Consider the following 25,770-nt stretch of genomic DNA (forward strand, 5'->3'; position numbering starts at 1 on the left):
AAAAGTCTAATTCTTCTTTTAAGCAGAAAATACGGAGTTTAGGACTACAGCCAAAGTTCAAATTTCACCTTTCTCACTCCAAAGTCGGTATCCCATTGCTCTACTTCTTGAAAACCGAATTGCTTATATAAGTTAGTCGCAGGTTCGTTTTCTAATCCAGTCTCGACGATGAAGTATTGGGTATCAAACTGATCTAATGCAAACTGCAATAAACGCTTGGCAATACCTTGTCTAAAGAATCGGGGATCAACTACCAGGCTATTGATATCTACAAAATCGTTATGCTCTTCGATTTCAATAACACCCGCAAGTGTTCCGTTTTGAAAGCATCCAAAAAATTGATTTGAATTCTCAATAAAGTGCTCAACGGGCCTCCTTAGTGGAGGGAAGTCCTCTACACCTAATATTGCTGCTTCTACTTTGTAAGATGACTGAAAAACAGCACGGATCTTTTCAGCTATTTCCGCATCACTATTTTGAAGTAATTCAATCATCAAGTTAAGTTAGAAATACCTCCAATAACGATCAATGAAACATTATAGGAATTCAAAATGCGCAATAAGGAATCCCCTTCCTTTTAATCGTGTCTATTAAAATCCGGACGAAACGCTCTTCTTTTCACCGGCCTCTCTTCATTCAATTGGAAAAAGAGGATCGACCCCACAATTGGAAAACATAGGACTAACAACAGCCAAAGGGTCATTCTAATAGGATCCATCCGACGCGATTGAGTGATTTTAATCAACGCCCACACCCAAAGTGTGATCGTCAAGAGGCCAAGTAAAAGGATTAATCCGGTATCCATTCCATCGAAAGTATTATAAAAAACGTCTCTTAGTGCGTCATTCCAGAATTTTCTGACCTAAAATTCCGAATCTGGTCAGAAAATTTCAGACACCCAGTCCGGGGAATCTCTTTGACGCACTTTCGAGATTCCCGACAAAATGCCCTCTAGAGAGAATTATAGAGTCCATTTTTCGAGAATGACGTTTTTTATTGTACGGTTTTTATTGAACCACATCTATTCACTCCCGTGCATAAAAATAGCCTATACTATCAGTCTTTAAGTAAACGTTTCTACCCTTCCATTCTGCTTTGTACCAATCTTCTTGTTCCTCTACGAATTCCAATTCATCTCCTTTTCCCAAGTAGCCAACTATTGGCGCATTACTGGCTGGAGCCTGATGCATGGCGATACTATCACCGACTGCATTGGTATTTAAATACCTTTTGAGATAATCACTGGCAAAAAAGTCGACGGTGTATAACAGGTTTTCATCCCAATGGGATTTGAAATAAACCTGAATAGAATCTTTATTTTCAACGTAATCCAATCCCAGATCCTCGATCACATCCAATTCTATTTCATCATCAACCAATGTTCTACGGATCGCTTCACCCGCTTTGACATTGGACCAAACAGAATACACGGAATCCTGATCATTGATGGCCTCATTTTCCTCAAGCGTCTTTGTGGATACAGATGAAGAGATCTTCTTCTTTGAATCGGGAATGATCGCCATAATGCCACCAAGCACCAGACCACCGATAAGAATACCTTTTCCGGCTTCAGGATTAGGTTCAATATAATTCCCATCATCGTCCTCTCCTCCTAATGCAACTATTCCTGCTAATAATGCACCAGTAAGCATGGTGACTCCACCTGCGACTCTGGTCTCTCCATTATCAGCTTCTTCAAACTCCGTGATTAGCTCTTGAAATTCATATTGCGTTACTTTTTCAAAAGAGACGGTTAATTCCGGATCCCATGAAGTGGGCAATTCATGAACCACACAGCGATAGGTACTATCCAGGAACATTCGGCTATCAGGAATTTCAGTTGTTTGGGTGCTGTTGCGCATGGTGGTACATGAGCTTATAAACAATGTAATGGCTACCATTACAATAGAAAAATGCTTCAGATGTGATGACATATAAAAATATTCTTGGTGGTGGGTAAGTTTAGATTCCTTCTGAATCCAAACCAGAGTATTCATATATCGTGCCAATTTGAAACTAGTGAGTGGCTTGGCTGCTATCGGCTCTAAATAGTCAGAGAAAAGTTTCGCTATTCAGAAGCAATTTCATTTGATCTTCATTGAAATACTTCCCTTCCCATTTGATCGCTTTCTGCTCCGAAGCATAGGTCTCAAATCCAAAATTTTCGTAAAGCTTCTTTGCATGTTTATTGGTGGGAATGACAGTCAAATTAATTTGCTCCAAATCATCAATTTTCCTGGCACGACTGATAACTTCCTGGATCAATCGCTTTGCTATTCCTCTTTGTCGGTATTCCGCATCCACATATATTTTAAAGAGGATCCCTTTGTGTCGGAGCTTCATTCGGTCTTCACCGTCCCTTTTGAAACTTGCCACACCGATCAGTTTGGTTTTGTCGTAGGCTCCCAGGGTGAAACTATCAACCTTGCCGGTGGTCGGAAATGGAGCAGAGACCTCATCTTCCGGAGTGATTCGAAAGCAATCAGCATCTACGGCCAAGCCTTCCAATATCAATTCCTTGTAAGCATTTATCTGTTGGGAAGTCAATTCTGTGATTTCTAATTCCATATGGGCAATTTGCCTTTTTAACCTTGAAACTTCTGATAGGGTCTGTCCCATAACTATGTGCGAATTGTTGCTAACGATCAGATAAGCTCAGTGAGCATATCCTGTCAGATTGATTCTAAAGTTACAGTTTCGCACTGAAATTTGATCATGGCTAAGTCTGCTCATGGAGCTTATCATTTGTTATGTCTCTTTTTGTGGTTCACCTAGGTTATTTTGTTCCTAATTCAATAAGTTTTGCTTTCGAATACGCTTGTTCAGGGTTGAGCTCAACGGCTTTCTGATACCATTCGAAAGCATTCTCTTTGTCACCTAAAGAAAGATAAGCTTCTCCTACACTTTCGTTCCAAGTGGCATTGTCTGGTTCAATCTCGACTGCAAATTGAAATATGTCCAAGGCTGCTTTCTTATGTCCACGCCAAAGTAGATCATAACCGAGTTCGTCCAAAAACTTTGGTTCGCACCAATAGATGCTGTCTTTCTTTGCTGCTTCAAAATAGATCTCTTTGCATTTTTCTATTCCTTCTGTTAGGATATAATCCTTCAATTTATATCCAATCGAGACCTTCCATTCCTTTTCTACTTCACCTAAAACGAGCTGCTGCATCCAAACCTTGGACGCATCACCACTCCAATAAAAATCATTATTCGCCATCATAACAAAGCCTAAATTCTTCTCAGGAACAAACGCAAAAAAGGAAAGATAACCGTCATCGCCACCACTGTGGTTAATAACTTTGTATTCGCCAACTTCTTGAATTCCCCATCCCAAAGCTCTTTTTATCCCCCATTCCGTTACAACTTGAGATGAGGTTAAGAGATCGTACGAATCTTCTGAGTAAATTCTTTTGCCGTCAATTTCTCCTCTGTTCAGATTGACTCTAGCCCACCTAAGCATATCTTCCACATTTGATTGCAAGGTTGAACTTGGCGAGTGTCTCCTGTTATAAGGATAGTGATAGCCTGTGGCAATTTGTAGAGAATCATCAAGTATATGAGGAGTGGTAGCTAAATCCTCCGGTACTTCAGGTGTATAAAAAGTACTACTGGTCATTCCCGCAGGTTCAAAAATGAACTTCTTCATGTAATCCTCAAATGTCATCCCAGACAATGATGAGATCACATTGGCTAACAAGTCATAAGCTGCATTGCTGTAATTGTATTCTGTTCCAGGTTCAAAATCTAAAATAGCCTCAGAAAAGCTAGAGGCATATCTTTTAGCGGCATCTTCATCGTATTGTGGTTGGCTCCATTCATAATCGTCTACATCAGGAATACCTGAAGTGTGCGTTAAGATGTGTTTGATCGTTATCTCTTGATACCTGGTATCTGCCATTTTGAAATATGGGATATATTCAATCAGTTTATCATTGAGATCCAATTTTCTTTGCTCCAATAGTTGAATAATAGCAGTTGCAGTAAATGGCTTTGAGACAGAAGCCATATGGAAAATAGATTTGGTTGTGATCAAATCCTCTGTCTTGATTGATTTCACGCCTATACCTTTAGCATAAACAACGCTATCATTTCTTAGGATCCCTATTGCAAGGCCGGGAATGTTCCATGATTCTTTTTGAACGCGTAGTAAAGAATCAAAGGTCACTTCAACCTCACTTCTCAGGTTTTGAGAATTTTGACATCCAGAAAAGACAATTGTTAATATTAAGAGAGACAAAAAGTGAATTCTCATGAGTTTAATTAAAGCGAATCAATGAGATATAACGTCCAGCTAAGCACAGTCGGCTTAGCCCTTCAAATTTCTTCTAAGCTATCGCATTGTACAGTCCTTTGCAAACAATCATGTAAGCCGATTGGGCTTAGCACCTGTTCTATGCCGTTTTGTTCGGTAGCAGTGCGCCTTCTACGACATCTAGAAAATCGAAGAAAGCTGGTAGCTGTTGCATGAAGACCTGAAATTCATCAGAAAGTTCCTGATGTTCTTTGTTCAGAAAGTAGAAGGTAAGCATTCGTAAGTTCCTCCGAAAAGTTCGGGGAAGAAGTTGGCAGCAGGTTTGAAAATTCACCCAAAGGAGCTACTAGATTTTTGATTTCTGTGCAACTTTCATTTTCGAGTTTAGTTCCTGTGATTTATAGAATTTGTACCCTTTCACAACTTTGATAGTTCTAATTACCATATATATTGCTAGATAGGATATGGTTATCATGAGAACCCCGTGTTTGAATTCTAGTTCTTCATTTTGCGAGTACTTATGAACGAGATCTAAGGCCCCATAATAGCTTGCGATTAAGAATAGAGCTCCGAAAATCAACCCTGTATAAATTTCTGATTTTTTGTACTTTTCTGCATCGCCCTTCCGATCAACATCAAAAATGAAGTTACATTCCTCACATGTATATAGTCCTTTCTTTTTGGTATGGGCAACTAAAGAACAGTTTGGACATTCAGTTTTTTCACTTTTCCTCTGAAACGAATCAAAACTATCAGCAAATCTCACCAAGAATACCAGTCCAACTAGAACTGCAATCCAAATAAGTAGTAGAGTCATTTTGTGGTTATTTATGGCATAGAACGTCCATGTATGAGGCGTGTGCTCTCACTTTGTGGATAGCACTAAAATAGTGAAGTCTGCCGGTGCTTCCAAAGTTTGTAGAAAGCAGTGCGTTCTGAAAGTAAAAAATCCCGCGAATTGAGGTATCCAAACAGCACTACACTTTTTCGGCGGCAGACTCACGGTCAAGTCCTGATGCTGTTTGTAGAAAGCACGCAAGCACATGCCTGATACATATTGTTGTGTGGCGTCTATTTTCGCATCGGGTATTTCTTAAGTTGAGAAGTTAGGTCGTTGGCGAGTTGCTTTAAATTTTTCTTGTTCACCTCGAAAACAACGAAATACTCGTCCTCTTCATTAGCTGATCTTTGGCGAGATTCCAGTTGAAATTCAAGTTTGATTTGTTTGACTGGATCAGTTGGATAGTTCAAGAGTTCGAATGAAAGATTTGGCTCTATAAATTCTAAGTGCCTGTACTCTGGTTCTCCGTTGTTTGAAAGCGTAAGAAACCAGTTTATGAGTTCTTCTACTTCCCATGTCAGCAAACTAGGGTCAGTGGTTTGCCATTTCCCGAGTTCACTATCTACGTCCAGATAAATGTTCAGCCAGTTGCCATCATAGTCCCTATCTGGAGTTTGGGGAAATTGATAGTTAGTTATTCGTAGTTCAACAGTCTGACTATTTATTCCGAGAATCTTCACTTATTGTCGGTCTGAATTTCTTTGTTGATTTCTGTTTTCTCAGCTTGTCGTTCTGATTTCCAGAAGATTCGTTTATAGTCTTTGCGAAGGTGCTTAGCCCACTCCGTTACTGCCGTCAATTGTCCTTTCTTTTTTGTTGCCATCTTTTCGGGGAGCTATGCCACACAACGCTCAGGTAATATGCTGTGTGGCCCGAGCTTTTTAAATTCCGATAAAAGTAGCGATTCTGGCTCAGGCTCACAACGGTTCAGATACAGCACGTTCCACAAGCATTTTTCCGAGTGGCAGTAAGAAAAGTAGAAAGCACTGGGCATTCCAGAAGCCAGAAATCGCGGTTCAGTTGTGCTGAAGCTGGCAGATGGACAGCAGCCACATGCATTTTTACCGACTGTTAGTTGCTTTTGAATTGTTCGTTTAGTTCGGTTGTTAAGAGTTGAAGTTGGTTTTTACTTATTCCTTTAGTTTGGGAGATTTTCCAGAGTCCGTGTTCCTCAATGCTGGCATACCATGTCTCAACTTGTTCACCAGTAATCCTATAGGTCATTAGACTTCCTTGTCTGTTCGTAACCGAGTTGGTTGAAATCCAAAAGCAAATCCCGTTATCTGATCTCTCCCTTACTTGATTTTTAAGGTTGTCGGTTGAGCGTTGATAAACGTGAACTGGTTCAATGAATTTGGAATTGTGTTGTCCGTCTGGCTTATAGAAGGTCTCCGACAAAACTCTGTTCGGGTTAAAAGGCGGGACGGTTATTTCGTTCCTCCAGAAAGTTTTAAGGACAAAAGGAATTCCTGGTTCAGTTATCAAATCGTACTTCTGCGGTCCTTGCCCAGAATAGTTCAGCCATTTGTGATCAAACCAGTTCTTGATCCTTATCACAGCAACTTCGTCTGGGTTATGCAGTTCCAAAAGTTTAAAAGTTAGATGATCAATGATCTCTTTAAATCCCTCTGCATCATCCTTGAAGTATTTGATTTTTAGTGGTTTCCAATCCATGCTGATTCTAAGTTCGCTCGATCTGCGCTATGAACGAAATTGCAACTAACGACTAACTAAGCTCTGTCGGCTCAGTCTTTCAAGTATCTAAAAAGTATCTGTTCCAAATGCCCTTTGCAAATAACTAGGTAAGCTGATGGAGCTTAGTATTTGTTAGGTTTAGTTACTTCTTTCCCATAAGGTTGAGCATTCCTGGTTTAACATCTCTCCACGAATCCATCCAGCCAGGTTTTGTCGAAAGATGGACAAGAGAAGAGCTAAAGAAATTTTCCAATTCAGTGTCCTTAGGTTTTGGCTTTATCCAAAGGTGTTTTATCACATTATTTGATGTTCCTGTGAAAATTTCTAATTGACTATTTATGTTCTCCGTGCTCCAACTGAGCCAGCGTCTGATGTTAGGATCAGACATTGAGAGACCAAGAAAGACCATTCTATTGTTCGTCGATTTATAGGAAAACACATTTTGAGCCCATCCACTCATTATCCCTGCAGCTTTTGAATAGGAGCTTTCCGCAAATATTAAGTTATCCCTTGAGTCCCTTTTCTTCCTCTTTCTTGGAATTTCGGGGTAAATCGTACCATGTAAATGCAATATTGGTATTTTCTTATCCCCTGTTTTAAAAGGTCGAGTTATTCTAACATAATCCTCTGTTGGATAGTCATAAATCCCTGTGTGATTGTACCTCCTTCTTACTCCAAAAACTACCAGCAATGAATGTAGAATGGGATCGGCATTGAAAGTAATAATGGAGTCTGGTTTCGATAGCTTTTCTTCTTCATCCAACAACACATCTTTAAGCTGCATCACAGTTGAACCGCTGAAATTGTTTTCAAAGAATTCTGCTAGTCCAAGAAGCTCGTCTTTATTTAGCCAATGAGGATTATGAATCATTACCCCTATTGCCTCTCCCAGTCCAAAGGATTCTGCTAAGCGAATTAAATCTCCATAAAGGTATCTTTCCAAGATAAGATTGAATTCATCAATAGTTTTGCTTTTTTGAATTAACCTGTTTAATCCTGCTTGTAACCAGCTATCCAGGCTAAAACCCACTTCCTCACTTTTCACTTTAAAGTCGTCATGATTCCAAGATGTACCAAATATTTCATTGGTTACATTTTTTGTCAGTTCAAGCCAGTCTGGTAATATTCCTTTACAAATCCCTGCGCCTAAACACAGTGACCAGGGATTATTATTAAGATAATTGAATGCCTGCTTCGATTTGATGTCTATGCTTTCGTTCATGGCAATTTAAACCTAACGTTGAATGTAAAATGCGTTTTAATGCATTTTACATAGTGTTGTACACTGTTTTTAATTTAAATAATCTTCAATTTTCTTCATTTCAATCACGATTTCATCAGATTCAGGAAGACATTGTATTAGTTCAGTTGGAGCTACTCTATCCTCCATCGGTAATTTTCTGTACCATTCTAGAACTTCCTGAAACCTTTTTCTGCCAATATCCTTATTCCCTAATCTATAATTACAGAATCCAATTTGTTCAATCAGTTTGACGTATCTCCAAATTCGAAATTCTTTTAAGTCTTCCTTATTTACTTGTTCATAATATTTTAGTGCTTGGTCAAGTTCACCTTTGTCATGGAGGCAATGAGCAACATACAGGCAAGCAAGAAAGTTGGTTGAATCGAGTTCATATGCTTTTAAGAATTTCTCCAAGGCTAAGTTCGTATGATATTCTTTGTCATCATCTGACATGTAATAAGTTAATCCCCAAATATGAAAATCATTTGTCTCTGGGCTGTCTAATTCCTTAAGAATATTAAAAATCTCGAATCGCAAGAGCTTTTTCCTTTCTGGATTATCTTCTGATGAGAAGTCTTCGTACTTTTTTATTAATATGTCTTTTTGTTCTGTGGTCATTCTATGGTGTACAACGTCTAGCTAAGCACAGTCGGCTTAACCTTTCAAAAATCTCAAATGTATCGGATTCAAATGCCCCTTGCAAACAACTAAAGTAAGCCGATTGGGCTTAGCGCCTGTTGTAGCACGTCTATTCTACTTGCTCATTTTCCAGTTCCACAAATTTCTGTTTGTCAGTTATTTTGGGTTCTGCAAGTTCGTAATGTTGATCGTCAAGTATACCGAAATCCACAATGTTCAGATATTCGTCAACAATGGCTCTCTCGATTTTTACTTTACCACCACCAGCCCAATGTCGGTCTTGGCCGTTCTTCTTCACTCCGGAAATCCAAAATTCATCTCCAGTTTCAATATCATAAAAGTTTCCTGCTGTTCCTCCGGATTTGAGCTTCTTGTATGCACGTCCGTTGAAGTAAACAGTTTGTCCTGATTTGGAAAATTCAGCCAATCCGATCCATGCTTCGCCACGATCGTTCTGATCAGTTTTATGTTCAATATACATGATTCGACTTTGCATATTTCGGTTATTTTTTTAGCCAAAGTTCTCTGAAAAAAGGAGTAACGGACCAGGTGTCCTCAATATTTTCGTTTGTCCAACAACTCCAATAGAAAATTGTGTATTGATGTAGTTCGAAATCTTTTAGTAACAGATTCTTGACCAATGGCCACTTCAGTTTAATCGATTCAATACTTCCCTGGTCTTCGAGTGCCTGAATTATCATTTCCATCAATGAAAACTTTGTGTCTTCATTTTTGATTTCATTGTCATATGCCTGAATATAATCTTCTATTCTTTCTGGTTCGGCAATTTCATATGTCCAATCTTGTGAAAGACTATCTATCGTATAGTTAAAAAGTGTTGCTAGTTCTTCCCAATTGCCGCCAAATCTATATTTAGGTTCTACTATTTCCATCTGGTCACCATGTGCTACAACATCTGGCTAAGAGGCGTCCGCACCCCTCAACAAACTCCCACCAAAATAGTGAACCTCTGGCGAACCACAAAAGCCAAGTCGAAGTTCCGATTAGAAAGTGAAAGCTGCCGAGTAAGCCACCTGCGAAAAACCACTTTCCTCTCAAGGCCAGAGGGGCACGGTGAATGTTCTGATTACATGCCAAATTCCCAAGTAAGCGGATGCTTCTTAGCAACTGTTGTAAGCCGTCGGCTCTAGTCTTTCAGCGTTTCTTTTTTAGTTTCCAACCTTTTTTCGTCTTAACGTCAGTTGTTTCAACCTCTTGAGTTCGTAAGGCCAAAATTATATTATGGAAACGTATGGGAGGATCAAAATGGATTCCGGTCAATCTGATATTCTCGATTTCGTCTACAGTATTATCTGGAAGTGGTCCTAGGGTTTCTTTTTTCACAAGAACTCCCTTTTTGAAGGATTTCCGAATTTCAGGAGTTCCAAGCGAGTCTAAGGTCAAAATTCTATCATGGTTATCAACAAATTGCCATAAGCGACCATTTGAGTGGAATTCAGCGATTTTGCTCCATAAGTGATCATTATCTCCTATTAAAGTTATAGAATCGGCAATTTGAAGTTTTTTGATGGAGGCTCGATCGTTTGTGTCTCCATGAAGAACAATCTTCTCAACTCCAATCAAAGACCAATTGAAGGTTTCAGTATTACTTGGCTCGTAGTAGATCTCTCCCAGATCAGTATTAATTTGAAATTGGTAGGTGGAATCTGGGTAAAGGATTAGCCATCTTGTCCATTCACCGATATCCTCAGTCTCATAGATCCCACTAATCGTACTGGCAAATTGGCCGTAAGTAAGATTTGATAATATTAAAAGAATCGCAAAGTAGAAGCTCTTCATCGAAGGAGAAATACTGACTAACGTCAGGTTATTTCATGTTAATTATTTGAATATTTATATAATCACTCATTTTTCATTGAATTGCTGACCTGACGTTAGCTTCTGAAATCAATTTGGAAAAACCGAAATTGCCATCTTTTAGGCCTGCGAACTTCCCAATCCCCACCAAAGTATCTTGACCAATTAAACCTCATTCATTCATAGCATATGTTAGCCACTTAGCTTTCAATCATACAGGTCAAAGCAGTTAATTTCATCTTCTGGGTATCTATTCAGTTTGGCTTGACAGCTGTCTCTATAAATAGATTCATAAAAAATCATCATACCTATTTGCTTCATTCTTTCCTCAAAGAAGTTATGGTCATCTACGCTTACTTTTTTGCGTCGACCAAGTTCAAGAAATACATGCTCTTCTCCAGGTAAGATACTAGTTCCCTTATTCAGGTCAGAAGTAATCCAACCATAGCCTAGTCTAAGTTGAGTAGCAATCTGTTTAATTTTTTGATCTACTGGTTCTCCATTTATAGAATATGAAACACTATTGATTTTCGCAGGACCTAGTCCGTCATTGGTTACCAAAATTCGATATTTATACTCTCCAAACTTTCCACTATTCCTTATTGGTTGAATTCTAGCAACAAGATTTGGTAGGCTTGTCCTTCTATTAAAATCTTTTGTTTGATTTAACTGTTCTTTAAAAGACTTTAGCTCTATTTCGAGTCTTTCTGAATCTGATTTGATACGTTGATCTAGATCCTCTTTAGCCAAATCATATGAGTCTTGATCTTGCTTTCTTTGATTTTCAGCAGCATTACTTAGGATTGTATTTTGTTTTTTAAGACTCTTCGCCTGTTCACCTAAATGAATGTTGCTTGAGTCCAGTTTGACAATTTGCTCAGTTAAAGTAATTGTTTGCTTCTTATTTTCTTTAGCCAGTTTTGCTGTCTCACGAGCTAAAGAGTCTAGTGATATGGCTTGCTTTTCCGCCTGTTCTGCAATTTTAGAAAGGTTAATGATCTGTTTATTTTGTTCGTTGTTTTCGTCGATCAACTTCCAGAAGCCCACAACTACTCCAATAATTCCAAATAATGCACTTATTGCCTGAATCCAATCAGTGAGCTTCGAGGGTTCATTACTTAATTTGAATTTCATTGTTTAGAATCTTGTGGTGGCTAACGATCAGCTAAGCACAGTCGGCTCAGACTTTCAAATATCTCAAATGTATCTTATCCAGATGGCCTTTGCAAACAACTAAGTAAGCCGATTGGGCTTAGCGCCTGTTATATGCCTTCTCAAGCTTCTAATTCTTCGAATAAGCAGAGTCTCTACTAGGAGAAATGGGAGTAAAATGAATAAAAAAATGACGATAACTTCATTTAGGTATTCCATCATTAGTTGTTCTGATTTATTTGTTCGAAATAGCTCGGCTAATGCGTCTACAGTCATAACAACATAAATTACATAGAGTACATAAGTAGCTGTCCCGATCAGCAATGTGTTATGGATTAGCAATATCCAGACACTTCCTGAGTTTTGGAATCTAGATTTAAAAGTTAAAACGACAAAGACTAGGTATGCAGCTATAATGAAGAATAGTGTTGCCAATTGCCAAGTTGCCACTGAAATGTATGAATCATGAAGTTTGATATCAATTTCTGCCAAAAAATTGAAGTTAGTCAACAAGCCAGTTGTTACTATACAGATTAGGAAGGTTCCTAAATACCAATATGCGTTTGAGTTCCTATTATGAGATATGCTATACACCCTGGGTTTGATTCAGGTATTGGTCAAAAGTATGATACACCTGAAGTTCTCCGTTGGAGTTGACCGTTAGATATTTATTGGGCAGTTCGAGAAGCTTCGAAAGAATTAAAGAAGAATGCTCTTCAGGAGTCGACATCTTGATTAATTCGACTACATCAGACTTGTTCAGAAGTTCAAAATGACACTCACCATCATCATGAGTACTTAATGAGCCATAATCTTTAAATTCCACTTCAAAGGTTAAAAACCATACTTCGTTTGAGGTTAGGAAGTCTGAAAGTTCGCCCGATGTTCTAAAAGTTGGAAAATCACTTTCAGTTGCCCAGCTTAAGTTCTTGTAGTCAGTAGTTCCAAGTGAGAGGTTCACAATATCTAAATCCCTAGGAAGTAGCAACATTCCTTGTTCAGATGAATACTCACCTAGGTACAGTATAAATTTACCGTCCCGTTTATCAAGGAGATATGTACTGGGATTTGCAGTCATAGCATATAACGCCAAGCTAGCAGGATTGTGCCCCGAGCTTAGCAAGTTCAGATAAAACTAATGAATCTGCCGGTGCTTCCAAAGTATCCAGAATGCACTGCGTTTAGAAAGATGAAAAACCCTGCGAGATGTGCTCAGTAGAAAGCACCAACCTTTCTCAGCGGCTGATTCATGGTGAAGTTCGCACAGAAACTTGTAAAGTGGCAGTTGTCGCATTCGTGCTAGCGATTGTTATGCACATCCTTTCTTCGCCTTGCTATTAAGACGATGTTCAGCAATAAACTGCAACCTAAAGCTGCAATTAATACAGCGTTAATGTTCCAAGTCCGCTCAGAAGGCTGTTCGGCCTCAGGTATGTAATGTTGATCTGTTCGAGGGATTCCGGGTTCACCAAGCTGTTCGATGAGATGTGCATATTCTGAAAATAATCCGGTTCCTTCGCATTGATCTGTTCCCAAATATCTGTTGGAGTTCCATGTACCGATTAGGTAAGTTGAATCTTTGAGAAAACCACTGGCACAATCATTTTCATCGTTCATTATTGTAATTGTATCATTCATGACCGCATCCTTGGGCCAGTATTCCAAAACTTTAATGTTCACCAAGTTTCCGTGTCCCCAACGGTTAAAGACGTTCGTGCCAATTTGGTTGTCGATTACAACTCCTTTGATTATGAAATGATGTTGATTCGTTGGTAAGGTGTCGTTCTGATTCAGATAAGTTAGTGGGAATGAGTCGTTCCAACAGAGACATGCAAAGGAAGGAGTCGAGAGAACAAATAATAAAAAAGTGATGAACTGTCTCATTGGTGTGGTTGTGCATAACGTCACAGCTAAAATCCGTAGGCTAGCTGTTTCATTTTTCTTCTAAAATATCAGATTCTTACGCTGTTTGCAAGTGACTAAGTAAGCCTATGGATTTTTAGCGAATGTTAGCCACTTGCTCCGTGCCTAATACGGCATTAGTTCTGCCAGTACTATAACCACATGAGCGAAAATATGTGCCATTACAGCACTTTCCAATCCATTTTTCCAATATAACCAACCAAATATTATTCCACCAATTGAATTTCCTATCAAAATATAGGTCAGTAGCATAAAAGAGGGATTACCTACTAATTGATATACAATTGGAAAATGAGCAAGAGCAAAAACTATTGCCGCTATTATTATTCCAGCCCAATATATAATTGGTTTGGTTCCGTTAAGCAATTTTGAAGCGATCCAAACAATAAAAGTCATTAATCCAAATCGCATAAGAATTTCTTCCGTAATTCCCCCATATAAAAACCTTGTTTCCAAAGCGGGTTTAAAAGATTCTCCCAATTCCAAAAATTCCGTTGGAAGAATCGGGTTGAAAACAAGACCAACAAGAACCAATAAAATGCCAGATAGAATACCTCCTAAAATGCCATACTTTAAGATGTCAAAACCCACGGAATTGTCATTATTGATTCCAACAATTTTTTCAATTAAGGGTATTTTCAAATGGACTTTTTGATATAGTATCGTTCCGACGATAACCGCAATTAGCAACATGATTGTAGGATTAATCAAACTCAATAATCTGACCTGTCGGGATGAGAACTGATCTCCTAGCATGGCTTCAATTTCTGATGGTAGTGACATTTCCATAGTTAGAATTGAAGCTATGCCCATTAATCCAAAAGCAAACAAAATAGAACCTAAGATCACTTTAGATTTCATAATTCTCTATCTTTTTTAAGGTTATTAAATAGGATGTACGAGTAGATAATAGGAATTAGGGATATGATGAATGTAATGGACAGAAAGAAGTGAAGTAAATACTCATGACTAATTAGCCAACTTGATAACACAATCACGATACCTCCCGCAAACCACAGTTTTCCACCTAATATATGAGTGCCTTTCCACACCATCTCATCTTCTAGTGTCCAGGGAGTTCTGATACCAATAAAATAGTTGGCCTTTATTGTTTTTAAATAGTTTCCAAGAATTGCGTACATGATTCCCAAAGCCATTACGATCAGCTTAGGATTGGCAATAGTTGGATTTTTTACCTGATAAAGAACAAAAACGATCATTAGCGACACAAATGCAGTGAGTATATTTTTCAACTTTTCGTACTTTTTGCCCATGGACATAAGTCTATTTTTAGGATCCACCTTAGGGATGATTGTAAATATCAAATAGATCACAAGTGGTGCAAGACTCATGTAGACGAGTGTGGATTTATCACCCACCTTATCAATTTCACCCTCCATATTCCAATGAAGAGGTACGCTGATAGGCAGAGAATTGTATATGATACCTAAATAGATCAAGGGGATCAAAACAATAAATATTAAGTGTAATTCCTTTTTTATAGAGCTCATCATATTTCTATTTTTTGATGGTTAATATCCATGTCAACAAGTCTTCCAAAATGGTTGTGTTTAATGTGTATTCAATGAATTGCCCTTTTTTTTCAGAGTGGATGAGATCTGCCTGCTTAAGAATGTCAAGATGATGCGAAATACTGGGTTTTGAAATATTGAATTTATCGGCTATTTCTCCAGCGTTCATTTCCCGATCTTTCAACAGTTCAATTATCTGTCGTCGTGTTTCATCATTGAGCGCTTTGAATAGCTTATTCATTAATTAAATATTTAGGCAAATATCTAAATATTAGTTAGAAAAGCAGACTATTTTGTCATTTCCTTGCTCCAGAATTCATAGGATTGTCTTTGCCTAGACTTTGTTGAGGCTAACGCCCATGTATGAGGCGTGTGCTCTCACTTTGTGGGCAGCACTAATGTAGTGAAGTCTGCCGGTGCTTCCAAAGTTTGTAGAAAGCACTGCGTCGTGAAGGAGAAAAAATCCCGCGAGCTGAAGTTTCCAAACTGTACTAAACTTTCTCGGTGGTAGATTTCACGGTCAAGTCCAGATGCAGATTGTAGAAAGCACGCAAGCACATGCCTTCATACATTTTGTTAGGGTGTCGTCCGATTTCCCTGCTTGTCAATTTCGAACCAAGAATCGCTCTCAACTCGAAGGTGTTCATCTACATCTCGATACTGCTTAGCCTCGAAAGTTACTTCAGCTACTCCGTTCTGAAACCATTTGGCAAATGCATATTGACAAGGAATAACCACTTCACCCTTTTCGTTCGCATATCCCATTTTTCCATTTCGCAGTACTCTTGTTAGTCCTTCGTTGAAATAGTCTGGGCCATTATCAAAGCTCACTAAATCAAATAGGATATTCTCATTTCGGTCAATTCCTACCCACCGTCCGTAAGTACTGTCATTCGGGTGCAGAAGTACGTTGGCAAAGAAGTTCAGAGTGTCAGTTCCAAAATATGCGAAGTTCCCAAAAGGTATGATGGTGTCACCTTGGATGTTCACAAAAGCCACATTAGAGCCGTATTGCAGATATTCTTCATTCGTTACGGCAATCAATGGTTCAAGTTCCACAGTATCTGAGATCTTAATATTGTGATATTCATAGTTCGTTTGTTCTTGTTCGATGTAGTTCCGACAAGAGAAAAGTACAAGGAAAATTGTGAGATATGAGAGACTTCTTGAGTTCATACAAATGCACCCTAACGCCGAGATAGGGGTCGTGTCCCCTCACTCGACAAACATCCATAAAGATAGCAAGTCCGGAATCAAACGGTAACGATCCAAATCGAACACCTCTGAAAGTCTCTGCCTCAGTGAGAACATAAAGCCTCTAAAGAGCCATTGTCAAGTAAAATGGAGGACTTGCGGTCGGTGAAGCCATAGAGCTTAAAGATCGAAAGGGTCGGGACATGACACCTATCGTATGTTAGCCTTCGTTTTTTATTGTTTTCTTGATTTTTCATTCGGTTCAGCCATGAGTCCTTGGTCTATCCAGTGCCACGCAATAGTTTATAATAATAGAGGAATTACTGATTATTTAGTTTGTTTGATGCTGACGCGAGTTCAGACTCAGCTATCTATTAAAACTGCTTTACGTAGCTTAATTTTAAAATCCCTTGTTGCTCAGATTGTTGTTCCTGAGGGTCATCTATGAAAGTACGTTCGTTATATACCAAATACACATAAGACATGGGTTGATATTCCCATGTAAACCGTACATTGATATTTTCTAAATCATTTTCTGAATTTTTCTGATAAATGCCTGTTAGTCGAATTCTTGGATTTACCGCAAATCGTCCCTCAATAGCATATAAATCAACCTTTTTAGATATTTGGTCAACTCCAACCTTCGAGAAACCGATTCGATTGTATCTGGTAGATAAAGAAATGTGCGGTATGGGAACAAACTTGAAGGTGAGATCTAATGATGATAAATCACCATCAAAATAGTTGCCCCAATCTACAAATCCAGATACACTTATTTTTTTTGAAGGATCTGTGCTAGCTAAGAAGAAGTGCCTCAGATAATCATATTCGCCAGGTATTATTTCGACCTCTAATGGGACAAATGATTCTTTTAGATTTTGATAGTTAGTATTTAATCCATACCCGATATACCCCCCATTTTGTAAGTTCAAATAAAACGGGTTTAATACATATTTTCGTTCTATTAAATCACCAGTTGACGCTTGATGAAAGAATTGTATGGCAACACTTGGTTCAAATGCCCGAATCCATTTTTTAAAGGGTAATTTCTCACCTCTAAAGGTTCGTATCACGCCGGGAGTCGTCCCGATCACATCTTGCCTGGAAATAAAACCCATTTCCGGATTATAGTTTTTTGTAATTATTGATTGTGTCCACCAACCAATCCATTTGTTCGTGTTATAATAGTATTGCCCAATGGCGGATAGCCCCTTTCCAGCAGAGTTGGAATCTTGTGAATAACTCACTAATGTATTCAGGGAATGTACCTCATTAAGTCTGAAAAATCCATCTGTGGTGAACGTAATATTTGATTTTTCTGGTTGATTTTTAATGGTCATTAATCCACCAACTCTATTTTGCTTTCCGAAGTTTTTAGAATATCTACCAACGATGAAATTAGTAGCTGAAGTGAGAGAATCTCCTTCCTGCCTAATTGCAATACCACCATAATTTGTTGTTGCAGAGCCATGAACAAATCTCGCACCAGCTACAATTGGAATTGGCTTGCTTTCTTCGTCTAACCCTATTCTTCGACTAAAAAATGGTTGAATATGAATAGCACCTTCATCACCTGTGCGTCTGTTTACATTAATTCCAAACAATGATGCATTTTCCAGGAAAAACTGTCTTCTCTCCGGAAAGAAAACAGAGAATCGACTTGTATTGTTGATTTGCCTATCAACATCTGCCTGGGCAAAATCAGTATTAAAGGTTAAGTCCAATACGTCATTTGATGAAACTGCCCATTTAACTTCTCCGCCAATCTTAATATCAGGATCTACTTCTTCTTGCGAATCCGATGTGCTATGTTTTTCTATTGATGTTAGAGCGTAAGGTTGAATTCTAATATTTGTTTTTGCAGGAGGGGGTGGCTGAATACCTTTTAATAACCCGGCATAATCCATTCTTGCCGAAGGATATGTTTGTGGAAAAGGAGAGAAGGCTGATATTTCGTTAATAATTCGGCGGTTTCGGTATATCTGAATTCCCCATTGTTGATTTTCATTGTCAAGATGCGGATAACGAATAGTCTTCCATGGGATAGCTATTTCCGCTATCCAACCATTATATGTAATTGAAGTTCTTGCTTGCCAAATAGCATCCCAATCGATATCATAGTACAACGCGTCAAAAGAAAGATAATCCCTTTGTACGCCATATGGATTCACAGCAAATGTCATGGCATTTCGCTCAGAGTTGAAAGCATCAAAGTTGATATTGATTAAGTCATGGGTCCTATGATCAAAATCGCGCTTAAAATCAGTCGCTCTTATAGCTGATTTGCCTAAAGAATCCATACAAAAAATTCCGAAATACAGAAACTTGCTGTCAAAAAGCACTTTGACATCAGTATCTTGGCTGGGCTTTGCTTTTTGATTGGGGTCTACTTGCGTGAACGATGGAGATTTTGGTGCTTCAGACCAGACAGTTTCATCTAAAATACCATCTATTTTTATTACTGATGTCGTTTCAACAGCCCTTAATTCCAATTTAGGTGAATCGGGTCTAAATATCTCTGCTTCTTGAGAATAGGAAGCAAAGAATAGTCCTTTAAGAATTAAAATTAGAGCTAGTTTTTTCATTTAAATCCTTAAAATATAACTTTTTTTTGTTCTTGTGCTAAGAACTCACTTTAAGTGGCTATGCATCGAATTTTCTCTGCAGACTTATTATTGGGAGGACATAATGAAGGCTAACGATCAGCTAAGCACAGTCGGCTTAACCTTTCAAATATCTCAAATCTATCTGATTCAAATGCTCTTTGCAAACAGCTAAGTAAGTCGATTGGGCTTAGCGCCTGTTACAGACTGTTTCTTGGTTCCAGGAAGAATAACAGTGTGTCGTTCCTTACTTGAAAAGAGTTACTGTTAGAGTTCGAATATCCGTGTTCGAGGTAGTCGTTCCGTTCATAGACTTCATAAGAGACAGATTCAGAAGAGCGGTCAATGAGAAGTTCGTAATCTCGAAAGTTGTCTTTTGTAACAGTATATTTCTCCGTTGGACAGAATCCTGTTACATAACTGATCTCGAAATAACCGTTAGAATCTGTTGTGAATTTCCTATTGTCAAATTGAATAGTTGCGTTCGTTATGGGTTCATTAGTAAGTTCGTTCAAGACAAATCCTTTGTGATCCACCACACAGTCACAAGAATTCAGTAGAATAAGATTCAAGGTAAGTATGCCAGATATTCTAATAAGTTGATTCATCTCCGTTTTTCAGTTGTCCGTTTGCCTGTTCAGAAAGTTCAAGTTGAACTGTTCCAGAAGCGACCAAGTTGAAAAGAGGTTCGCCAGTCAGATGTTCAGGGTACAAAATCCGTGAGTTAAAAAGGGTTGAGCTGGCCAGTTTAGGTTGTAGATGACTGTTGAGAAGACTTGAAAGTTTCGTCCAGAAAGTTGGGTAGTTAATCAAGTCGTTAGATACCTTATAAAGTGTTCCGTTCGAGTTGACAAAGACGAAAAAATAGTCATCAAAAAATGGGCCTCCTTCGGTTGTGTATTCGCCGATAAGTTGAATGGATTTGAATTCAATCGACCATGAAATTCGACTGTTCTCAGTTAGCTCCAATTGTTCGTTCCGAATATTAAGTTGTGCAGTCATGGTCTGTAACGTCCAGCTAAAATCCGTAGGCTAGCTGTTTGTTTATTTCTCTAAAGTATAGGGTTCCTACGCTGTTTGCAAACAGCTACTAAAAGCCTATGGAATTTTTAGCGAGTGTTGTGGTTAGTTTCTGTTCGTCTGAATCCAAGTGATTAAGTCTTTCTTAATAGAATCCATTTCCTGATTCAAGTAGGATTCAGAGTATTCTTTATTCCTTCTGTTTTTTCTAATTGATTTCAACCTTTCCTTAAAATTCTCAAACTCGAGCAGCGCTTTCAGAGCTCCTTTTCCAGCGTAGTAATTATAAATACCATCCAGAGCTCTTTGTAGTAAATTATTATTCAATAAGTCATCCGTAGTATCACAGACTTCAGGTGAAAGAGATCCAGAATTCCAACGACCTTGGTTTTCGACATAGTTATCAATCCTAGTACAGAAGTCTGAATACTTCGGAAAGTATGAGTTTTTTTCAAGAAAAATTTTAACCGTCTGCGTTTTTTCGTCGAATGACAAATCACCAGGAGATTTTAGTCTATTTCTAATCTGTTGAGCTCTATTAAATCCAAAACCAAACCCAACGAAGTACTCAACTTGATGAGGTTCATTTTCGATGCTTTTGGTGATCGCATATAAATCATCCTCGTTGGAAATTAACCCAATTTTCAAGCCGGCTATTTCACCGTGGACTATTTCCGCATATTCTCCCAAGTGACTTCTAATTAACCACAACATCTTTATAAGATCACCAGGGTGATCTTATCTACCTTTCAAATATACCGTTTGTTCCCAGGTAGTCCAATGGGCTTTTTACTTCTTCCAACTTTTTAGAGCTTACGTGCGTGTAAATCTCTGTGGTTTTCACACTCGTATGTCCTAGTAGGGTCTGTACGTATCTCAAATTGGTGCCATGTTCCAATAAGTGGGTAGCGAATGAGTGTCTTAGCGTGTGGGGCGTCACTGGTTTCACAATACCTGCAGCTTTTACTGCTCTTCCCAATACTTTCGGACGCTCCCTGCACTATAAGGTTTTCCGTTTGGTCCTTCGAAAAGAAACTCCCTGGGTCGATATTGCCTAAAGTAGATTCTCAATAGGTCCAATAAGTTTGTTGATAACACAGTGATACGGTCCTTGCCACCTTTACCATCTCTGATCCGTATATTCATCCGCTGAGAATCAATATCGCTGATATGCATGCATAAAACCTCGCTCACTCTCAACCCTGCAGCATAAATAGTGGTTAAAATGGCCTTATGCTTAATATTGGAAGTAGCACGCAGGATTCCCAATACTTCTTCTTCACTTAATACCTGGGGCAACACCTTTTTCCTTTTAGGCCGCTCCAGGTCGAAAACCTGCCGGTCCTGCCCCAAAACCTGCTCCAGATAAAATTTAATGGCATTGATGCTTTGGTTCTGATAAGAAGATGAAACATGCTTCTCTTGAATCAAACATCGATGATGTTGCAAGATGTCCCATTTATTGATCTGATGAAGGGGTTTGGGATACACGCTCTTCAAAAACTCCCGAAACATATATCGATAGATATCTCTGGTGGATTCACTATACCTACCAACTAATAACTGGGTATCCATCAAATCAAGAGCAGCACGATAATCCTTTGCTACTGGCAATTCAGGTTTCATGGGACAAACAAGCCACTTTATGAATAATTAGCTGTCTTCTTAAACGTATAGATACGTATCTATGCGTATATCAAACGCTTATGGAACAACTCAGAACAACAAAAACGTGTCTCAACTGTCACAAGACTTTGGCAGGAAGACGAGATAAGAAATTTTGTGATAACCAGTGCAAAGCAGAATATCACAATCAAAATAAATCTTTTGGGGAGCTTTACATCTCTGAAATTCAGAGAATCACCCGATCCAATCGAAAAATCCTAAAAACACTCTCTCCTGAAGGCAAAGCTACGATTCGGAAAGAAGTGCTAGAGCAAATGGGATATGACTTCCGTCACTTTTCTGGTATTTATAAAAGCAAACAACTCGTTTATTACCTGGTCTACGATTATGCGTTTGCCCCAACCACTGACTCTAAGGGCACGCAAAAAGCCATTATTGTTCAACGCCAGGACTACATGAACCAACTGGGATTTCCTATTTGGAAAACTTAACAAATAATTTGCCTGAATATTAAACAGCAGCGCAACCCTATTCCTCTCAAGTCGTAAGAATTAAGACAAGACAGCTGTTCTACAACTAAATTTTTAATAACACTAAACATTATTTTCAAAATGACTGATGATGTAATTCAATCAGATGAAACGACTATTTCCAATGACGTACTGATGGCCATCCCGGCCAGTGAAGTGCGGCTACCGACCATTCCCGTAGACACCTTCGTACAAGAAGCGTATGACTTGCACGAATGGATCGAAGAGGACCAAACACCGCTCACCAACGCCGGACTGGATGGTGAGTACATCACGGACCTTCCAAACCGTGCCCGGATGCTGCGACAAGCACAATCCGTATGGATGAAAGAGCGATACAGCAGAGAAGAAGCACAAAGGGAATGGGACGAGCGATCCATAGAGGCTTACGACCTCAAAGACACACTGGAAGCTTCTTTCCGATTTGCTTTCCGCCGACATCCCGATCTGGTCAGTAAGGTCAATGCGATCTCCGAGGGATCAGGACATGCAGACATGGTGCAAGACCTGAGCGACCTCAGCGTGCTGGGCAATGCGCACGATAATCTACTAACCGCAATTGGCATGGACATGACCCAACTGGATACTGCAGCCACCTGGGCCGATGAATTGGCTACTTTACTGGCTAGGGTCAATGGGGAAAGAAGCGATGACAACAGCGCTAAACTGCTCCGTGACAAAGCCTTTACTCATTTGAAAGAGGCCGTAGATGAAATCCGGGTTACCGGAAAGTTCGTCTATCGCAAAGACCCGGAAAAACTTCGAGGCTTTCAGCGCACTCGAAAATAACCTGTTCTCATTCCAGCAGATACTCATATAAAACGACCCCCAGAGGTCGTTTTTTTGTCCCTGATCATTCCACAGCCGTCAGAAACCTTTTTAGCATCAGCATTTCAGACCCATTACGCCAACTTCGCCTCCATTTAGCAGCTTCACTACTCCACAATCATGATTTGAGCTCCACTACTAAGCTTTTGCCAACCACGATTGCAAAACACCCTCCACCACGCTAAAAATGCTAATCACGATTGCACTAGAGCTCCCACCACGATCACCTTGCAAACCACGATTGCAAAACATCTTCCACGACTCTAAAATGCCAATCACCTTTGCACAACCCCTTCCATTACGCAGTGGAGGCGGTTTTTGCTTCCTGGGCTCACACAATGGTGGCTCTGATAATTCAAAAATTAAAGTAATGGAACTCATCAATCGACTACTAATCAACTTCTCATATCAACAAAATTGATCAAAATGATTTTCCAAAGACACTTACGACATCATTCTGAAAAAGTGCTTCTATTAAATTAGCCCAATGACCATGAAACCAATACGTATCCTCCTAATCCATTTCCTATTCTGCCAGATGTTCAGTGTAATCGGTCAGGGGGTCGAAACAAATAAAATGGACCAATTGGATTTCATGATTGGGGAATGGATTGGAACCTAAGCCGTTTATGAAGACGGAGCCATATCGAAACAAGGACCCGCGCACCAGAAGATCAGTTATGATGTAAACAAAAGCATTGTGGTCATCGAGTTGAGTTCAGAGTTCTTGCAGCTACACACCATCATCAGATATGATGCGGACGATGAGACGTATTACTATTACCCTTTTTCCGAGCGAGGTACTAATCGCTATCCAGCGGAATTCAATGATGGAGAACTGACCGTGTGGAGTAGTGAAACCAACCGATTTATCTTCAGTAATCCATCAACTGGTACTTTTCGGGAATACGGGGAACGACTGGTCGATGGACAGTGGTTGAAATACTTTGAAGACAACTTCCATTTGGTCCCGTAGAAGTTCTATCCACTCAAACTTTCCCCTTCTGGCACGCATTTCATCACACTTATCGCAACAAAAAGGGCACCCAGATGAAATATTTTCAATATTCTTAAAAATCACTATTGTTTTATACAATAATTTTAAAATTAATTTGAAAAATTAATCACACTTTTACACATTCATTAGAAAATTTTTAAAGCTATGTGTGGTATAGTCTGTGTATTGAATCGTGATAACGACGATGCTTCTGAATTAAGAAGTCAGGTTTTAAAGCAATCAAAGAGGGTTAGACATAGAGGACCGGATTGGTCTGGGATCTATGTTGGGGATAATGCAGTGATTGCGCACGAGCGACTTGCCATTGTTGATCCTCAGTCGGGTGTCCAACCACTCTATTCTCCCGATAGGCAGCAGGTTTTGGCTGCTAATGGTGAAATATACAACCACAAGGAACTGAGAGCTGCCCTAAAAAGTGAGTATAACTTTGCCACGAAATCAGATTGTGAAGTCTTGTTGGCACTCTACAAGGAACAAGGTCCCGACTTTGTAAAATCACTTAATGGTATTTTCGGTTTCTGCATTTATGATGAAGCTAAGGACGATTTTTTAGTGGCTCGCGACCATATGGGGATCATTCCTTTATACATGGGCTGGGATGTGAGAGGTCAATTGCACATCGCTTCAGAATTGAAAGCCATCGAGGGCTACTGCAACCAAATTAAGGAATTTCCTCCGGGACATTACCTTACCTCCAAAGATGAGGAGCCGGTCCAGTGGTATTCACGTGAGTGGACTTCTTTCGAGCAATTGGCAGACAAAGAGAAAACACAAATTGCACAATTACGTGACTCCCTAGAAAAAGCAGTACACCGGCAATTGATGACAGATGTGCCTTACGGTGTGCTGTTGTCTGGTGGACTTGATTCTTCCGTAATTTCAGCACTTGCCAAAAAATATTCATCCAAACGCGTAGAATCCGGAGATAACGAGGGAGCCTGGTGGCCTGCTTTGCACTCCTTCGCCATTGGACTGAAAAACTCTCCCGATTTAATCGCTGCTCAAAAAGTAGCGGATCACATTGGCACCATTCACCACGAAGTGAATTTCACCATACAGGAAGGGATGGATGCTTTGAGAGATGTGATCTATCACCTGGAAACGTATGATGTCACTACCATTCGGGCTTCTACGCCTATGTACCTGCTTGCTCGTGTGATCAAATCCATGGGCATTAAAATGGTGCTTTCCGGTGAAGGGTCAGACGAACTGTTCGGTGGTTATCTCTACTTCCATAAAGCACCTAACCCAGAGGAATTCCATAAGGAAACCGTACGAAAGCTTTCCAAACTTCACATGTACGATTGCCTTAGAGCCAACAAGTCACTCGCTGCCTGGGGAGTAGAAGGTCGTGTACCTTTTCTGGACATTGAATTCATGGACACAGCGATGCATGTGGATCCGGCAGATAAGATGATCACTGGCGAGCGAATTGAGAAATGGATGCTTCGAAAGGCCTTTGAAGACATGTTGCCGGATGAAATTGTCTGGAGACAGAAAGAGCAGTTTTCTGATGGTGTGGGTTACGGCTGGATTGATGCCCTTAAAGACCACACCAACGAAGTAGTATCCGACACGGACTTTGAGGTGGCGAAGTTCAAGTTCCCGATCAATACGCCACAGAGTAAAGAGGAGTACTTCTATCGCAGCATTTTTGAAGAGCATTTCCCATCCGATGCTGCGGCTAAATGTGTGCCTTCGGTACCTTCCGTAGCCTGCAGTACACCTGAGGCTTTGGCATGGGATGCCTCATTTCAGAATGCTAATGAACCTTCCGGAAGAGCCGTAACACAGGTGCACGATTATGGCTACACCGAGTAATATCATTGCGTAAGAAGTAGAAACATGATTTA

The 25,770-nt window shown here is 39.5% G+C and carries 31 protein-coding genes; 4 read left to right on the plus strand and 27 right to left on the minus strand.

From position 1 onward, the window contains the following. Positions 1 to 44 precede the first annotated feature (44 nt). The 27 genes from R8G66_21625 to R8G66_21755 form a co-directional block, all read right to left on the minus strand. Positions 45 to 494: a GNAT family N-acetyltransferase gene (locus R8G66_21625; GenBank protein MDW3194987.1), complete on the minus strand. Its 450-nt coding sequence runs from the start codon at positions 492 to 494 to the stop codon at positions 45 to 47. A 531-nt stretch (positions 495 to 1,025) separates the two neighbouring features. After that, the gene (locus R8G66_21630) at positions 1,026 to 1,934 is read right to left on the minus strand and encodes an SH3 domain-containing protein (protein MDW3194988.1); all 909 of its coding nucleotides are present in this window, start codon (positions 1,932 to 1,934) and stop codon (positions 1,026 to 1,028) included. A 118-nt stretch (positions 1,935 to 2,052) separates the two neighbouring features. Next, complete coding sequence (locus R8G66_21635) at positions 2,053 to 2,568, minus strand: GNAT family N-acetyltransferase (GenBank protein MDW3194989.1); 516 nt, start codon at positions 2,566 to 2,568, stop codon at positions 2,053 to 2,055. A gap of 208 nt (positions 2,569 to 2,776) precedes the next feature. Continuing rightward, positions 2,777 to 4,255, minus strand: coding sequence for a serine hydrolase (locus tag R8G66_21640; GenBank protein ID MDW3194990.1), 1,479 nt, complete (start codon positions 4,253 to 4,255; stop codon positions 2,777 to 2,779). Between the two features lie 139 nt (positions 4,256 to 4,394). Then, on the minus strand, positions 4,395 to 4,532 hold the full coding sequence (locus R8G66_21645) for a hypothetical protein (GenBank protein MDW3194991.1): 138 nt from the start codon (positions 4,530 to 4,532) through the stop codon (positions 4,395 to 4,397). A 69-nt stretch (positions 4,533 to 4,601) separates the two neighbouring features. Beyond that, the gene (locus R8G66_21650) at positions 4,602 to 5,072 is read right to left on the minus strand and encodes a hypothetical protein (protein MDW3194992.1); all 471 of its coding nucleotides are present in this window, start codon (positions 5,070 to 5,072) and stop codon (positions 4,602 to 4,604) included. Positions 5,073 to 5,326: 254 nt separating this feature from the next. Further along, the gene (locus tag R8G66_21655; protein MDW3194993.1) at positions 5,327 to 5,776 is read right to left on the minus strand and encodes a hypothetical protein; all 450 of its coding nucleotides are present in this window, start codon (positions 5,774 to 5,776) and stop codon (positions 5,327 to 5,329) included. Next, positions 5,773 to 5,919, minus strand: a complete 147-nt coding sequence (locus tag R8G66_21660) for a hypothetical protein (protein ID MDW3194994.1) — start codon at positions 5,917 to 5,919, stop codon at positions 5,773 to 5,775. Before R8G66_21660 ends, R8G66_21655 begins: the two co-directional genes overlap by 4 nt. A gap of 248 nt (positions 5,920 to 6,167) precedes the next feature. Then, positions 6,168 to 6,770 carry a hypothetical protein gene (locus tag R8G66_21665; protein ID MDW3194995.1) on the minus strand — a complete coding sequence of 201 codons (603 nt, stop codon included), beginning with the start codon at positions 6,768 to 6,770 and terminating at the stop codon, positions 6,168 to 6,170. A gap of 163 nt (positions 6,771 to 6,933) precedes the next feature. Beyond that, on the minus strand, positions 6,934 to 8,013 hold the full coding sequence (locus R8G66_21670; GenBank protein ID MDW3194996.1) for an SIR2 family protein: 1,080 nt from the start codon (positions 8,011 to 8,013) through the stop codon (positions 6,934 to 6,936). A 69-nt stretch (positions 8,014 to 8,082) separates the two neighbouring features. Beyond that, a complete protein-coding gene (locus R8G66_21675; GenBank protein ID MDW3194997.1) occupies positions 8,083 to 8,652 on the minus strand; it encodes a hypothetical protein in 570 nt (189 codons plus the stop codon). Positions 8,653 to 8,782: 130 nt separating this feature from the next. Next, positions 8,783 to 9,169, minus strand: a complete 387-nt coding sequence (locus tag R8G66_21680) for a hypothetical protein (protein ID MDW3194998.1) — start codon at positions 9,167 to 9,169, stop codon at positions 8,783 to 8,785. A gap of 7 nt (positions 9,170 to 9,176) precedes the next feature. Next, positions 9,177 to 9,566: a hypothetical protein gene (locus R8G66_21685; protein MDW3194999.1), complete on the minus strand. Its 390-nt coding sequence runs from the start codon at positions 9,564 to 9,566 to the stop codon at positions 9,177 to 9,179. Positions 9,567 to 9,828: 262 nt separating this feature from the next. Beyond that, complete coding sequence (locus tag R8G66_21690; GenBank protein MDW3195000.1) at positions 9,829 to 10,473, minus strand: hypothetical protein; 645 nt, start codon at positions 10,471 to 10,473, stop codon at positions 9,829 to 9,831. A 225-nt stretch (positions 10,474 to 10,698) separates the two neighbouring features. After that, entirely contained in the window at positions 10,699 to 11,625 is a 927-nt protein-coding gene (locus tag R8G66_21695) for a hypothetical protein (protein ID MDW3195001.1), read from the minus strand. A gap of 604 nt (positions 11,626 to 12,229) precedes the next feature. Continuing rightward, positions 12,230 to 12,736, minus strand: a complete 507-nt coding sequence (locus R8G66_21700; protein MDW3195002.1) for a hypothetical protein — start codon at positions 12,734 to 12,736, stop codon at positions 12,230 to 12,232. Between the two features lie 206 nt (positions 12,737 to 12,942). Beyond that, positions 12,943 to 13,527 (minus strand): hypothetical protein, encoded by a 585-nt coding sequence (locus R8G66_21705; protein ID MDW3195003.1) that lies wholly within the window; start codon positions 13,525 to 13,527, stop codon positions 12,943 to 12,945. Between the two features lie 144 nt (positions 13,528 to 13,671). After that, complete coding sequence (locus R8G66_21710; GenBank protein MDW3195004.1) at positions 13,672 to 14,427, minus strand: CPBP family intramembrane glutamic endopeptidase; 756 nt, start codon at positions 14,425 to 14,427, stop codon at positions 13,672 to 13,674. Continuing rightward, positions 14,424 to 15,080: an SdpI family protein gene (locus R8G66_21715; GenBank protein ID MDW3195005.1), complete on the minus strand. Its 657-nt coding sequence runs from the start codon at positions 15,078 to 15,080 to the stop codon at positions 14,424 to 14,426. The genes R8G66_21710 and R8G66_21715 overlap by 4 nt, the downstream gene beginning before the upstream one ends. A 4-nt stretch (positions 15,081 to 15,084) precedes the next feature. Further along, positions 15,085 to 15,339 carry an autorepressor SdpR family transcription factor gene (locus tag R8G66_21720; GenBank protein ID MDW3195006.1) on the minus strand — a complete coding sequence of 85 codons (255 nt, stop codon included), beginning with the start codon at positions 15,337 to 15,339 and terminating at the stop codon, positions 15,085 to 15,087. Positions 15,340 to 15,674: 335 nt separating this feature from the next. Next, a complete protein-coding gene (locus R8G66_21725) occupies positions 15,675 to 16,274 on the minus strand; it encodes a WG repeat-containing protein (protein MDW3195007.1) in 600 nt (199 codons plus the stop codon). A gap of 392 nt (positions 16,275 to 16,666) precedes the next feature. Further along, positions 16,667 to 18,877 carry a DUF5916 domain-containing protein gene (locus R8G66_21730; GenBank protein MDW3195008.1) on the minus strand — a complete coding sequence of 737 codons (2,211 nt, stop codon included), beginning with the start codon at positions 18,875 to 18,877 and terminating at the stop codon, positions 16,667 to 16,669. Between the two features lie 218 nt (positions 18,878 to 19,095). Continuing rightward, positions 19,096 to 19,503 (minus strand): hypothetical protein, encoded by a 408-nt coding sequence (locus tag R8G66_21735; GenBank protein MDW3195009.1) that lies wholly within the window; start codon positions 19,501 to 19,503, stop codon positions 19,096 to 19,098. Further along, positions 19,487 to 19,897: a hypothetical protein gene (locus R8G66_21740; protein MDW3195010.1), complete on the minus strand. Its 411-nt coding sequence runs from the start codon at positions 19,895 to 19,897 to the stop codon at positions 19,487 to 19,489. The genes R8G66_21735 and R8G66_21740 overlap by 17 nt, the downstream gene beginning before the upstream one ends. A 123-nt stretch (positions 19,898 to 20,020) precedes the next feature. Continuing rightward, complete coding sequence (locus tag R8G66_21745; protein MDW3195011.1) at positions 20,021 to 20,605, minus strand: hypothetical protein; 585 nt, start codon at positions 20,603 to 20,605, stop codon at positions 20,021 to 20,023. A 52-nt stretch (positions 20,606 to 20,657) separates the two neighbouring features. Next, complete coding sequence (locus R8G66_21750; GenBank protein ID MDW3195012.1) at positions 20,658 to 20,894, minus strand: tyrosine-type recombinase/integrase; 237 nt, start codon at positions 20,892 to 20,894, stop codon at positions 20,658 to 20,660. Next, a complete protein-coding gene (locus R8G66_21755) occupies positions 20,879 to 21,541 on the minus strand; it encodes a tyrosine-type recombinase/integrase (protein MDW3195013.1) in 663 nt (220 codons plus the stop codon). Before R8G66_21755 ends, R8G66_21750 begins: the two co-directional genes overlap by 16 nt. A gap of 80 nt (positions 21,542 to 21,621) precedes the next feature. Here R8G66_21755 and R8G66_21760 point away from each other — a divergent pair, with 80 nt between their 5' ends. From R8G66_21760 to asnB, 4 genes are all read left to right on the plus strand, one after another. Next, positions 21,622 to 22,032: a hypothetical protein gene (locus R8G66_21760; GenBank protein MDW3195014.1), complete on the plus strand. Its 411-nt coding sequence runs from the start codon at positions 21,622 to 21,624 to the stop codon at positions 22,030 to 22,032. A gap of 120 nt (positions 22,033 to 22,152) precedes the next feature. Beyond that, positions 22,153 to 22,860 carry a hypothetical protein gene (locus R8G66_21765; GenBank protein MDW3195015.1) on the plus strand — a complete coding sequence of 236 codons (708 nt, stop codon included), beginning with the start codon at positions 22,153 to 22,155 and terminating at the stop codon, positions 22,858 to 22,860. 739 nt (positions 22,861 to 23,599) lie between these two features. After that, the gene (locus R8G66_21770; protein ID MDW3195016.1) at positions 23,600 to 23,875 is read left to right on the plus strand and encodes a hypothetical protein; all 276 of its coding nucleotides are present in this window, start codon (positions 23,600 to 23,602) and stop codon (positions 23,873 to 23,875) included. 186 nt (positions 23,876 to 24,061) lie between these two features. Beyond that, a complete protein-coding gene (gene asnB / locus R8G66_21775; GenBank protein MDW3195017.1) occupies positions 24,062 to 25,738 on the plus strand; it encodes an asparagine synthase B in 1,677 nt (558 codons plus the stop codon). Positions 25,739 to 25,770: the final 32 nt, after the last annotated feature.

This window comes from Cytophagales bacterium, from assembly GCA_033344775.1.
In the GTDB taxonomy this organism is placed as follows: domain Bacteria; phylum Bacteroidota; class Bacteroidia; order Cytophagales; family Cyclobacteriaceae; genus JAWPMT01.